General features: G+C 40.6%; 11 protein-coding genes. 6 read left to right on the top strand and 5 right to left on the bottom strand.

The features are described 5' to 3' along the window. Window positions 1-196 precede the first annotated feature (196 nt). Window positions 197-2,635 carry a hypothetical protein gene (locus tag BBP83_RS12475; RefSeq protein ID WP_068889055.1) on the top strand — a complete coding sequence of 813 codons (2,439 nt, stop codon included), beginning with the start codon at window positions 197-199 and terminating at the stop codon, window positions 2,633-2,635. A 73-nt stretch (window positions 2,636-2,708) separates the two neighbouring features. Here BBP83_RS12475 and aroE read toward each other — a convergent pair whose 3' ends face one another. From aroE to hemF, 3 genes are all read right to left on the bottom strand, one after another. Next, on the bottom strand, window positions 2,709-3,497 hold the full coding sequence (aroE, locus tag BBP83_RS12470; RefSeq protein WP_068889394.1) for a shikimate dehydrogenase: 789 nt from the start codon (window positions 3,495-3,497) through the stop codon (window positions 2,709-2,711). Window positions 3,498-3,595: 98 nt separating this feature from the next. Continuing rightward, window positions 3,596-3,802, bottom strand: coding sequence for a hypothetical protein (locus BBP83_RS12465; RefSeq protein ID WP_068889053.1), 207 nt, complete (start codon window positions 3,800-3,802; stop codon window positions 3,596-3,598). A gap of 269 nt (window positions 3,803-4,071) precedes the next feature. Continuing rightward, the gene (gene hemF / locus BBP83_RS12460) at window positions 4,072-5,019 is read right to left on the bottom strand and encodes an oxygen-dependent coproporphyrinogen oxidase (protein ID WP_068889052.1); all 948 of its coding nucleotides are present in this window, start codon (window positions 5,017-5,019) and stop codon (window positions 4,072-4,074) included. A 207-nt stretch (window positions 5,020-5,226) separates the two neighbouring features. Between hemF and hemN the strand changes: the two genes are divergently transcribed. After that, window positions 5,227-6,597, top strand: a complete 1,371-nt coding sequence (gene hemN, locus BBP83_RS12455) for an oxygen-independent coproporphyrinogen III oxidase (protein ID WP_068889050.1) — start codon at window positions 5,227-5,229, stop codon at window positions 6,595-6,597. 102 nt (window positions 6,598-6,699) lie between these two features. Here the strand turns inward: hemN and ribA are convergent, their stop codons facing one another. Beyond that, entirely contained in the window at window positions 6,700-7,302 is a 603-nt protein-coding gene (gene ribA, locus BBP83_RS12450) for a GTP cyclohydrolase II (protein WP_068889048.1), read from the bottom strand. A 144-nt stretch (window positions 7,303-7,446) separates the two neighbouring features. After that, the gene (locus BBP83_RS12445) at window positions 7,447-7,959 is read right to left on the bottom strand and encodes a hypothetical protein (protein WP_068889046.1); all 513 of its coding nucleotides are present in this window, start codon (window positions 7,957-7,959) and stop codon (window positions 7,447-7,449) included. A 193-nt stretch (window positions 7,960-8,152) separates the two neighbouring features. Between BBP83_RS12445 and BBP83_RS12440 the strand changes: the two genes are divergently transcribed. The 4 genes from BBP83_RS12440 to BBP83_RS12425 form a co-directional block, all read left to right on the top strand. Further along, window positions 8,153-8,788 (top strand): helix-turn-helix transcriptional regulator, encoded by a 636-nt coding sequence (locus tag BBP83_RS12440; protein ID WP_068889044.1) that lies wholly within the window; start codon window positions 8,153-8,155, stop codon window positions 8,786-8,788. A 264-nt stretch (window positions 8,789-9,052) separates the two neighbouring features. Then, complete coding sequence (gene dxs / locus BBP83_RS12435; RefSeq protein WP_068889042.1) at window positions 9,053-10,960, top strand: 1-deoxy-D-xylulose-5-phosphate synthase; 1,908 nt, start codon at window positions 9,053-9,055, stop codon at window positions 10,958-10,960. A 115-nt stretch (window positions 10,961-11,075) separates the two neighbouring features. Next, window positions 11,076-11,906, top strand: a complete 831-nt coding sequence (locus BBP83_RS12430; RefSeq protein ID WP_068889040.1) for an inositol monophosphatase family protein — start codon at window positions 11,076-11,078, stop codon at window positions 11,904-11,906. Between the two features lie 543 nt (window positions 11,907-12,449). Then, window positions 12,450-13,688 (top strand): DEAD/DEAH box helicase (locus BBP83_RS12425; protein ID WP_068889038.1); only part of this gene is annotated, 1,239 nt, incomplete at its 3' end.

Below are 13,688 nucleotides of genomic sequence, written 5' to 3'. Positions count from 1 at the left end.
TATCTGGATCGATGATTTGATTATTCACAATAATAATAAAATTACATTGATGCCATAGACTGAGCAAAATGTCAGAAATGCTAATTTGATATAAAAAGCGATCTGCATTTTTAAAGGCTTCTGATACAGTATAGATGGATCTCTGGATCTATTTTGATGATTAAAGTATAAATAAATGGGCTATTAGAAGAATTTTATGCGTTTGAAATATTTAACTCTTTGCTTGTTAGGCCTGAGCTTAAGCGCCTGTACGCAACATGTCATTAAGTCCACTGCATCGACGCCTCAATTGTTGGGTGAGCGTGCAAGCAACGGCATAAATGCTATTTTTGATACCAGCAGTTATGATGTGAGTGGTCAATTTTCCATTCAAAGCCAACTGAAGGAAAAAACAACATCTAAAGACTCAGCATCAACGCATCAGCAGCCATCTGGGTTAGATCCTGAGTTTAAAAAACAATTAGATCTGGCTATTAAAGCGCAAAACATTCAGTTGAATGCACAGCAAAAAAATCAGTTATACGAAGCGATTGCCAAAGAACAAGACCCTTATGGGTTTCTGACTGGTGGGCGCGATGGCATTAAGCAAGGCGTTGCAGATAGTTTGCTGAATATATTAAATGACTTACAGTTTAGTTATGATGGTTCGGTGCACTATCGCCAGAAAATGGCCAATTTGAATTTAAACTTGAAATATCAAAAACCGACGTTGTCCATTCAGGCGCAATTGCCACTTATTGTCGATTTGAATGATTTCAAGCTTTATACCAATTACTTCGCTTTTATGCCTTTTATGGTTAATCGTGACAGTCAGGCGTCTTATGCCTATATCGATTTTTCAAAATATAAAGATGATATTAATCAAATTAATATTAAAAATTTAGCACTGTATTTAAAGCAATTAAATGCATTGCCATATGCCTTGTCCACACCGAATCAAGTCACGGGACTAGATTTGACCGCACAAGAAAAACAACAAGGGCTTAGCAGTAAAATTCGCTATCAAGGCACGTTGGAAAATATTGCATTGCAAATGAGTTTATTCGAATGGGTAAATACGCCATATTACAATGCACAAGTAAAAGGGCAAAACAAGCGTTCTCATGAGCAAGCGATTGAACAAGATGAAGGTGCTCCCGTTGCAACAACAGACAGTATAAAAGCCACTAAAGCTGAAGATGCGACCGCAGAAAATTCGCTGGAAATGACCGCTTATTCGTCTGCGACGCGTGTGGCTGAATTGTTACAAGCCAAAGTCGATACTCTACAGTCTCATGATGATGCAGATACGATTGAAGTCGTAGAAGCTGATGAAGAGGCATCAGGGGAGAGCGATGAGTCTGCTACAGTTGTCGATGCTGCTTGTACATCTGAGGATGCTTGCGCGACGTCTAGTCATTCATCTGTACAAAGTACGACACAAGATGATACTTCTGCTTTGTCTGAACAAGCCTGTGAAGCTTTAAGTCATGCCAAAAAAGTACCAGCGGGTTATGTGACACTATGTCGTGAATGGTATGGGGTTAATGTCTTTAAGCCAGCTTTGGCGCAGGAAGCAGAAAAGCCAGTAGAATCTGAACAATCAAAATTAACCGCTTTAGAACAATTAAAACCTATTTTTGTGGTCTACCAATCTGAAAAATTAATGAATGTGCAAGGCTTTAAGCAACTTTGGCAAAAGCATGAGGCTGAAATTCAGCAAGCGCTGAAACAAGATCGGGCAGATGCAACGGCATTTACTATGGATGTGGGCTTAGATCAGAGTGGGCGTTTGCAGTCCTTTGATTATGATGTGCAGATCAAAGATAAAAAAATGGGGCAGTTCCAATTTATCAGTCACAATCAAATTTCAAATTATGGCCACGCCAAAGCCATTGACCGTAAACTACTGAAAAATGCCAAGTCGATAGAAGAAATATCGAAAGGGTCATTGTTAGAACGTGCATCGAAAGGTTTCTTAGGTTCTTTAGCCACAGATCAGGCAACGACCTCAGATAAAAAATCAGAAAATACAGCAGATTTAAAAACCACAGATGAGTATTTAAACCAGATTGCACTGAATACGTTTAAACGTACAAACTCTGGGCTTATAACGTATCAAACAGTTTTTGGTTTATATGCCACCATTAAGCAGTCCGATTTAAGCAAACATTACTCTAAAACTGAGTTGAATGAAATTGCTGAACTTTCTGCTTATCATTTTAACCCTGACTGGCCAAAACCCAAAGGCGTAGCACTAACGCGTTTGAATCAATTGGCAGAGAAACATCAGCTTAAAAATCCTGATAGTTTTGATGAGATTGGCTATTCAGTGAATAAGATTGTCAATGAGGCAACCAAAGCACATTTTGCACAGCAAGAATGGCAAAAACGGATCAAGCAGTACAAAACTCAGCAAGCAGTTTTTGCACATGATTATGCCGAACGTTTTGAACAAGAGTATGAGCTGAGTGCGGAAGAAAAGCGCCAATTAACTCAGGCATCACAGGTTTTTGCACAAGCTTTTGCCGATGATGTAAAAAACAAGTTGTCTGAAAAATCAATCAAAAATATGCAAGTAGAAGACATGGATTTGTTTGATGATGAGATTTATCGCGCGGTCTATGTGGATATTGTGCAACATCTAGCAAAATAAAGTTTAGAGTAAAAAAAGAACCTCAATTTTGAGGTTCTTTTTTTCGATAAGTAATTCTAATTCATTCAAAAAATTATAAAAAATCTTTTAAATTGGGTTCAACAGTATTCCAAATACGGAAAGATTCAATCGCTTGACCGACTAGCATGCCAAAACCCTCAGAGGTTGGTACACCACGTGTTTTGGCTTGATCGAGGAAGCTCGATGGTTTGCCATAGGCCATTTCATAAGCATGTTGAAATTGTAATGCTTCAGGCAACACCAAAGCGTCACCACTTAAGCTGGCAGACGTGGCATTAATTACAATGTCAAAATTTCCAGCCAATTGTTCTAAGCTCATTGCAGATAATTCAGCCGTCGGTACAGCTTCTTTTAAATCGTTAATCAGTTGTTCGGCACGCGCTAAAGTGCGGTTAGCAATGACAATTTTTTTCGCGCCTGCTTGTACCAATGGATAGACAACGCCACGGGTAGCACCACCTGCGCCAATAATTAGCAGTTGAGTGTTTTTTAAATTCCAATCCAGTGCTTGAATAGCATTCACCAGACCTTGACCATCGGTATTGTCGCCGTGTAATTGTCCGTTTTCCATCCACAGCGTATTCACGGCTTTGGCAATTTGGGCACGTGCGGTTAAAACAGCGCATTGTGCAAAAGCTTGCTCTTTAAATGGTACGGTCACATTCATGCCAGTGCCACCTTGTGCAAAGAATTCTTCCATGCTGGCTACAAAACCATCAAGAGGGGCTAAACGTTTAACGTAAGTTAAATCGATACCCGTTTTGGTCGCAAAAGCATGATGTAATTCAGGTGAACGAGATTGTTCAATGGGATGACCAATGACAGCGAATTGTTTGCTCATTGCACAAAATCCATGTGGAGAAATGTGCATCAATATACGGCAAATTTTGAGTGCTCTAAAGCCTTAACTGAAATTTTAACGGTACAGAACGTGGCGCTTTAAGGATTGCAAATTTCTAAAATCGCATCGACCATTAAGAGAGCAACGCTCACTACAATACCCACAAAGGCACAGGCCATAATGCTGAAGGCAAAGTTGTCGTTAAATGAGCTTTCGGAAAAAACACTGGTGCTAATGGCGCTAAGCAATGCAATGATAAAGCCCCAAAAGAGCAGGGTGGTAAAGCGGTTTTTTAGAATATTCATAGACTTTAGCTCAGCAATATAGAATCTAATGTACTGAATATAAAATGTCATTAGAAGGTGAGAGCCATCTTACATGAACTTTAGATTTTTTATTGAGGTCGTTTTGCAGATAAAGGTATCTGGCTGTATAAAACGGGTGACAGTACTTTGCATTTTGTCATATGAGTTACAGTTGTTTGATATAGAGTAAAGTTTTTAAGCATATAATTTTTAAGAATTAAAGAGAGAAAAGCCCTCGGGGTTGAAGGCTTTTTTGCGACGAATAAAATTTAAGCTTGATTTAGTTTTTGTAACCAATTTTGTGGTTTTAAATAGTAATCAGTGAGTTTTTTTTCTGCCGAGTCTGCATCCCATTCAGGGCGATAAGACCAGCCTGCCAATGGTGGCATACTGACTAAAATTGATTCAATTCGGCCACCCGTTTGTAAGCCAAATAAAGTACCACGGTCATAGACTAAATTGTATTCGACATAGCGTCCGCGACGGTACAGCTGAAATTCACGTTGTGCTTCGCTATAAGGCTTATTTTGATTGCGTTGAAAAATTGGCAAAATCGCGTCTAAATAACCATTTCCAACGGCTTGTATGTATTTAAAACAGGTTTCAAAGTCCCATTGATTTAAATCATCAAAAAATAAACCGCCCACGCCACGTTGTTCATCGCGGTGTTTGAGGTAGAAATAATCATCACACCATTTTTTGTGTTCTGCATAGATTTCATCACCAAAAGGTGCACACAAATTTTGTGCCGTTTGGTGCCAGGTTAAAACATCTTCATCATTGGGATAAAAAGGGGTGAGGTCAAAACCACCACCAAACCACCAAATTGGCTCTTGGCCTTCTTTTTTAGCCACGAATAAACGTACATTGGCATGTGAGGTAGGCACATTAGGATTGGTCGGATGAATCACCAGTGAAACGCCCATGGCCTGCGCTTTTGCACCTGCAATATTCGGATGTCGTTCTGTTGCAGAGGCCGGCAATTTGGAAATATTAATGTGCGAGAACATCACACCGCCTTTTTCAATCACCGTGCCGTTTTGCAACACACGAGATCGACCACCACCACCTTCAGGGCGTTTCCAGTCATCAATAATAAATTCTGCCTGACCGCCACCTGCACGCTCTTGTTGTTCTAGCGCTGTACAAATGCGGGTTTGTAAATCGACAAGAAAATCGCGGACACGCTGGATATCAGCTGAAGTTGGATTCTGCATCTGGGCCTTCATGAGGGAAATAGAAACTGCTTACATCAAAACATAAAATGTTCAAAAGATTAAGGGATATTTAGCAATGCTCAAGATTGGGACATGAGGTCGATGCAAACCAGATTATCCCGACCAAAAGCCTAGGTTGAATTTCAACCTTAAGCTCAGCAGAATAGGCTGTAGATGAAATGATTAATTTAGATTAGGGCTGTCTTTATGCAACAGGCAAATTCATTTATTCAAAAATACAACGTGCCTGGGCCACGCTATACCAGTTATCCGACTGTACCTTATTGGGACGAGCTTTCGTTTTCCTTAGACGCATGGAAGCAAACGTTAAAACGCTCATTTGATGAGTCGAACCGTAGCGAAGGCATTAGCCTGTATATCCATTTGCCCTTTTGTGAAAGTTTATGCACTTTCTGTGGCTGTCATAAAAAAGTCACCAAACGCCATGAAGTCGAACAGCCGTATATTCAGGCGGTTTTAAAAGAGTGGGAGCTATATTGCGCGCTGTTGCAAGACACGCCTGTCATTAAAGAAATTCATTTGGGGGGCGGTACACCTACGTTTTTCTCGCCTGAACATTTAACCCAACTGCTCCAAGGCATTTTGGCCAAAGCTGAAATTGCGCCGCAACATGAATTTAGTTTTGAGGGGCATCCGAACAATACAAGCAAAGCACACTTACAAGCGTTGTATGACTTGGGTTTTCGCCGTGTGAGTTATGGTGTACAGGATTATAATGAAACCGTGCAAAAGGCCATTCACCGCATTCAGCCTTATGAGAATGTGCAACGTGTAACGCAGTGGGCACGTGACATTGGTTATAGCTCTATTTCACATGATTTGGTGTTTGGCTTACCGTTCCAAAGCCTAGACGATGTACTGCATACCATCGATCAGACCAATCAGTTGCTACCTGACCGTTTGGCTTTTTATAGTTATGCGCATGTGCCTTGGATTAAAGGCAATGGTCAGCGTGGGTTTAAAGATGCAAATGTACCGAAAGATGCTATGAAACGCCAATGTTATGAAGAAGGCAAAAAGAAACTCTTGGCGCAGGGCTATCACGAAATTGGCATGGATCATTTTGCGCTGTCGTCAGACCCTATGCATCAGGCGTTTCAGCAAGGTCAGTTACATCGGAACTTTATGGGCTATACCGCGTCTAAAACCCAACTAATGATTGGTTTGGGTGTATCGTCTATTAGTGACAGTTGGTACAGCTTTGCGCAAAATGAAAAGAATCTAGACGATTATTATGCACGTTTAGAGCAGAATGAAATTCCTGTGTATCGTGGTCATGTGTTGTCAGTCGAGGATTTAACTATTCGTCAGCATATTTTAAATTTAATGTGTACGTTTCAGACCACTTGGGACGAACCAGAACAATATTTTGCTGAATTGCCTGAAGTGTTAGCGCAACTTGTAGAAATGCAACAGGATGGTTTATTGCACATGACTGAGCAGAGCATTCATGTGACAGAACAGGGTCAACCTTTTGTTCGCAATATTTGTATGGCTTTCGATTTGCATTTAAAGCGGAAAAAACCAGAAAACCGTATTTTTTCAATGACCATTTAATAATCTCCCCCCCTCTCTTTGAAAAAAGAAGGGGAAGAGCATCTCGTTATTTAATTAGAGGGTAAAAACCTCCCTTTTTTAAAGGAGGGTTGGAAGGGATTGTTAAAAATCATCTTTTTCGTACAAATGAGCCATACGTTCATGTTTGGTCTTTAAATACTCCTCATTAAAGGGATTTAAACCGACCGTAAGAGGAATGCGGTCAACCACATCAATACCAAGTTCTTTTAATGCTTTAATTTTTGTCGGATTATTGGTAATTAATTGAACATGTTGAATTTTTAAATGCTCAAGCATGATATTGCACATATCGTAACGACGTGCATCTGCGGGCAAATTCAACATTAAGTTGGCATCAACGGTGTCATGGCCTTGGTCTTGCAGTGCGTAGGCGCGAATTTTATTGGTTAAGCCAATGCCACGACCTTCTTGGCGCAAATAGAGGATGACCCCTTGTCCAGCGTCATTGATCAGTTTTTGTGTGGCTTGCAATTGTGGGCCACAGTCACATTTCAAAGAAGCAAAGGCATCACCTGTTAAACATTCAGAATGAATCCGTACCAATACAGGTTTCGTCGGTGGGGTATCAAGACCTTTAGAAAGAGCCACATGCTCTTCACCCGTTTTGGGATCCTGAAATACAGTGATTTTAAAGTCACCAAAAGCAGTGGGTAATCTTGAAGTTGCGACAAATTGGATAGGCACGATGATTTGCTCCAAGAAAAAAATAAATCAGTGAGATAAGTAGTGAGTTTGAAATTAGCTTTCTAAATCTAAAACTATTCAGTCGAGTCAAGCATGATTCTACACACGCTTGGCCTGAATCTGAATAAGTTAATGTGGTGAAAATCATTTTATAGCGAGTAAGTCTCTGACTTTAGGGAATAGACCATAAGATAATCCAAAAACGACATGCGCAACCCAATTCCAAAGAATAGGAACTTCTCGATTCCAAATATCTACACCATGTAATGCATTCATCACAGCAGGTACAAATAAATAAGTATCAAGCATAATAACAAGAGCCACGATAAGTCCAAGCCCAATAGACGCTTTTACTGTTTCAAGATTAAAAATTTTGGCGCATATTGCAAAGACAAATCCCCATGCAAGTGCAACAGATTGATGTAAAACCAGTCCAGTAATAAATGCACCAAGATGAAACCCATGTAAAGCGCTTTCACCAAAGACGGTTGAACCAATGACTTGTACAGGATAAATCGGCCCTTTACCCAAAAATAAAGTAAACACGATCATGATAACAACAGCCATAATTAATCCAGCGAGTTGACTGGTAACCAGTGCTGCAATGAAGTTTTTTTTGGACTGCTGTGCCCAGCTTGAAGTATGAGAAAAAGACATTTTTTATACTCCTGAATTATTTTGTATGTACTAATAATGCTACTTTAGTAATATATATATGTCAAAAGTTGTGTGTTTAAATTTTGTGCTAAAATTATTCAGAAACGGGATGTCTGAATTGTGTTTAATTGTCGTTTGGTCAATCTATTGAAATAGTGAAAAAAGATGTGTTGCAGGTGCGGAGAAAATTGAAGTGATTGAAACATTTGGTAAGACACAGCAAAATCTTTTATATGCGTTACAAGCACATAAGCTTGGTTTAACCATGGATGCACTCGCTGAAACTTTAACTATTACGAGAACTGCTGTGCGTCAGCATCTGACTACTTTGAAACAGCAAGGCTTTATTGAAAAAGGACAGCGCTTGTCATCTGGTGGGCGTCCAAGCCAGTTTTATCGACTGAGCAGTAAAGGCTTCGATTTATTTCCCAAACAATATTCGTTATTTTCTGAGTTTTTATTAAAGGCGATTGTGTCTGAAAAAGGTGAGGAGGGTTTATCCAACTGGTTATATCAACTGGGAACCCAAGTTGCACAGAATTTTAAACCGACAACAACCAATGAAAATATGCATCGGCGTTTAATTCATACGGTGAATATTATGAATACTTTGGCTTATGATGCAAAAATTGTTGAAGCATTGCCGTCACAAACGCCGGATGCAATTGAAGCGATGAATTGTGTTTACCATGATTTAGCAGCACATTATCCACAAGTTTGTCAATTTGACTTGGCCTTACTCGCCAGTTTAACCGAGAGCGAGGTTTTACATGAAAAATGTATCCAAAAAGGAGATAATGTCTGTCGATTTTGTTTTAAGAAGAAATGAAGCGAAATCGGCAAAAAAGATAAGAATTTTGGGTTTTTTATCAAGAAGTTTTCTTTTTTGTATAAAGCGAACGATAATAGTTGATAAATAGTAAGATTATTCAGGATAATCTCCACCATTCAACAGATCCCTAATTTTGAGTGCTGTTTAAAATTGCAACGCTAGAGATATGGTCGATTGCAGGTGATACAATCCGACGATATGATCGGATCTCCATTTGACCTAGCTTAGGATTTGCCAGGCTTTAGAAGGCTTTGCCACATTATGCTGTATACAGAAATACCGTCTCACCGCCCGAACACACCGTTGCTGGATACCATTGATCATCCACAGCAACTCCGTTTGCTTCAACACAGTCAGCTTGAGCAAGTGGCGGACGAACTGCGTCAATTCATTGTATATGCGGTGGGACAAAGTGGTGGACACTTTGGTGCAAACTTAGGTGTGATTGAGCTGACCGTTGCATTACATTATTGTTTTAATACACCACATGACCGCTTAATTTGGGATGTGGGTCATCAGGCTTATCCACATAAAGCTTTGACTGGACGCCGTGAACAGTTAGTTACGATTCGTGCTAAAGATGGTCTTGCTGCGTTTCCAGCCCGTGACGAATCAGAATTCGATACATTTGGGGTTGGACATTCATCTACGGCAATTTCTGCGGGTCTTGGTATGTCCTTGGCACGCCGTTATCAAAAACAGCCCTGTGAAGTCGTGGCTATTGTCGGTGATGGCGCCATGACAGCGGGTATGGCTTTTGAAGCTATGAATGATGCTGTGGCACACAATGCTGACTTAATTGTGGTGCTAAATGACAATGATATGTCCATTTCATGTAGCACAGGTGGTTTTGCCAAACACTTGGCTGCTATTTGGGAACGTGGCGAATCCATTAGTATTTCTAAAAATGGCGAAGCGTTTGTGCAGCCACATCCAAAGTGGACGTATAACTCACGCTTGCATCAATCTGCGACTGATGCCGCTGACAATGTCTTTAAAGCCATTGGTTTTGATTATTTTGGCCCATTTGATGGTCATGATGTCAATCAGTTGGCACATGTATTTGAAGCGCTGAAAAAGCGTTCTGGCCCACGCCTTATTCATGTTTATACCAAAAAAGGCAAAGGCTTTGCGCCGGCAGAAGCCGACCAAATTAAATACCACGCCATTACTAAAATTAATGCACCTGCTGTTGTGCAAATTGCACCGAAATATTCAGATATTTTTGGGCAGTGGTTATGTGATGAAGCGGCACAAGACGAACGCTTGTTGGCGGTAACACCGGCAATGTGTGAAGGCTCGGGCATGGTCACTTTTGCCAAACAGTATCCTGAACGTTTTTTTGATGTTGCTATTGCAGAACAACATGCAGTGACTTTGGCTGCAGGTATGGCCTGCGAAGGTTTAAAACCAGTGGTTGCTATTTACTCAACATTTTTGCAACGTGGTTATGACCAATTGGTGCATGATGTTGCGTTACAAAATTTGGATGTCACTTTTGCCATAGATCGTGCAGGTCTTGTGGGTGAAGATGGCCCAACGCATGCGGGTGCTTATGATTATGCCTATATGCGTACTATTCCAAACATGGTCATTATGGCACCTAAAGACGAAAATGAATGCCGACAAATGTTACATACGGCTTATTTATATAATGGGCCAGCGGCTGTGCGCTATCCGCGTGGCAATGGTTTAGGTGTACAAGTACACAGTCAATTGACTGAAATGCACATTGGCCAAGCAGAAGTTTTAGCCGTTTATAATGAACAATACGATGACTATATTTCTGTTTTAGCTTTTGGTAGTCGGGTACATGCTTCATTACAAGCAGCGCAATCATTTGCAAAACAGCATGATGTTGCAGTGCGTGTTATCAATATGCGTTATGTTAAACCGCTTGATGAGCAACTCATTGATACCATCGCGGACAATACCGCCTTGTTTGTGACGGTGGAAGAACACGCCATCATGGGGGGCGCGGGCAGTGCAGTAAATGAATACTTAGCCAAAGCACATATTGTCAAACCTATTTGTAATTTGGGTCTGGAAGATAACTTCCTTCACCAAGCGACACATGGTCAAATGTTGCAACAAGCAGGTTTAGATGCGCAAGGTATTGAAAATTCAATTGAACATGCATGGTTGAAAGTAATAAATATTGCACCATAAGCTGTTTATAAAATTTAGAAACATTTTTTCCCTAAAAGCCTGCATATTTGCTAAAATGTGCGGGCTTTTATGCATTATTCTTTATCAGTTTCTTTAAATTTGTAGTGGGTGTTCAATGGAACCTATGGTGGTTATGGCTGCGCGTGCGGCTCAGTTAGTTGGTCAAGAACTTTTAAAAGCGCATCAAAATCGTCATAAACTCGATCTGCAAGTTGAAGAAAAAGGTATTGATGGTCCTGTGACACGTGTAGATCGTTATTTAGAAGAATTAACGATTGCAACGCTTAAAAAAAGCTATAAGAATCACAGCTTCCTTGGTGAAGAGTTTGGCCTACAAGAAGGCAATGGTCACGATGCTGACTGGTGTTGGATTATCGATCCACTTGATGGCACATTAAACTTTATTCATGGTGTTCCACATTTCTGTATTTCACTTGCAGTGCAACACAAAGGTGTTACGCAGCATGGTGTGATTTACGATCCTGTAAAAGACGAATTATTCTCTGCAAGCCGTGGTCGCGGTGCAATGATGAATCAACGTCGTATTCGTGTAAATGTAAAAGATAGCTTAGAAAATACCTTTATGGGTGTGGGCCATGCTTTTCGTAAAATACGTAATGGCGAAGTGGTTTCTTATGCAAAAAACCATTTTGACTCATTGTTAAACGTAACAGAAGCTGGTGCACAATTCCGTCGTTCAGGTTCTGCAGCATTAGACTTGGCTTATGTGGCTGCAGGTCGTTATGATGCATATTTTGAACTGGGTTTAAAACCATGGGATATCGCAGCGGGTGAACTACTTGTGAAAGAAGCGGGTGGTACAGTGGTTGATGCACGTGGTGGATCAAACTCTATGGACAATGGTCAAGTGATTGCATGTTCTATGAAAATGCTTAAACCACTGATGAAAACTGTCGTTCCTGCTTGGGGCGATGCAGCAAAATAATTGATTTGCTTGTAGATGAAATGAAAACCCTCAAATTTTGAGGGTTTTTTTATTACTGTTATAGGTGGGAATCTAAGAACAAAAAAGAGGGAACTGCTGTTGAGTGATAAAAATGTCCGAAATAGAACAAGTATTTTTATACGAACCATAAACACATAAATATTTTTGTATAAAAAACACCATGAAATTCATAGGTTATAAAAAATAAACCACAAAAATAGGAAAAAACAATAAAACCACGTGACATTGTTAAAAATCCTGCTATAATCCGCCCACGCACTAAATTTCGTTCATTACCTGAACATTTCTCTTCTATATTGTGTATGCGCGTCCGGTCCAAAGAGAGGACACTATTTCGCGCCCCACCCAATCGCTTAAGCGATTCCTTCAGGTTGCGGCTGTAATCATGTGTGCGTTATACGCATCGTCGTTCTCGGATCGCCGCTGATTCAATATTTTTCAGCGTTTATTGCTGTGCCGCTTTTTGCCGATGTCCATCTGACTTTATTTTAATGGAGCACCCACATTAGGGTGACATACTCTATGAGCAAAACTTTTGCTGATTTTTCTTTAGACGATTCTCTACAACAAGCACTTGAGACTCTTGGTTTTACTACGCCGACTCCTGTGCAAGAACAATCTATTCCTGCGGCTATGGAAGGTAAAGACCTTCTTGTATCAAGCCAAACTGGTTCTGGTAAAACTGCTGCATTTTTACTCCCAACATTAAATGCTTTAGCGGGTCAAGACGATACTTTAGTTCCTTTTAAAGACCGTATGAAAGCTGTGACTCAACCAAATATTTTGGTTATTTCACCGACTCGTGAACTTGCACAGCAAGTTTGCCAAGATGCAATTGCATTAGTACGTCACATGAAAGGTGTACGTGTTGCTGCGATTATGGGCGGTATGCCTTTTGGTAAGCAAATTCAACAATTAAAAGGTGCACAAGTTGTTGTAGCGACTCCAGGTCGTTTACTTGATCTTGTAAACCGTCGTCAAATTAAACTAGATTTAGTTGATGCTTTAATTGTCGATGAAGCTGACCGTATGCTTGATCTAGGTTTCTCTGATGACCTAGAAGCAATTAGTGAATTGGCTGCAAATCGTAAACAAACATTAATGTTCTCTGCAACATTTGCTCCACGTATTATTAGTCTTGCTTCACGCATGATGAATGATCCTGTGCGTATTGCAATTGAAACAGGACATTCTACAAATACAGATGTTGCGCAAACGCTTCATTGGACTGATGGTTTTGAGCATAAGAAAAAATTGCTTACACATTGGTTAAGTGGTGAAGATGTAGATCAAGCAGTTGTATTTGCTTCAACTCAAGAAGATACGGACATGTTGGCTGAAGAGCTAGCTGAAGCGGGTCTTTCTGTTGTCGCACTTCATGGTGCTATGCCACAAACTGTACGTAACCGTCGTTTACGCAGTATTCGTGAAGGTCGTGCAAAAATCTTAGTTGCAACTGACGTTGCGGCACGTGGTCTAGACGTACCAACTATTTCTCACGTAATTAACTTCGGTCTTCCTATGAAGAACGAAGACTATGTACACCGTATTGGCCGTACAGGTCGTGCAGGTCGTACTGGTAAAGCAATCACTTTAGCGACTTACCGTGAACGCGGTAAAATTCGTGCGCTAGAAGATTACTTAGAAGCTCGTTTAGAAGTATCTGAAATTGAAGGACTTGAGCCATCTCCACCTCCTGCACGCGGTAGTCGTGATGGCGGCGGTCGTGGTCGTGATGGCGGTGGTCGTGGTCGTGGCGGG

Origin of the sequence: Acinetobacter celticus, from assembly GCF_001707755.1 — a bacterium.
Classification (GTDB): Bacteria; Pseudomonadota; Gammaproteobacteria; order Pseudomonadales; family Moraxellaceae; genus Acinetobacter; species Acinetobacter celticus.
The sequence above is the reverse complement of the archived record's forward strand: the minus strand, read 5'-3'. Positions and strand labels throughout refer to the sequence as shown.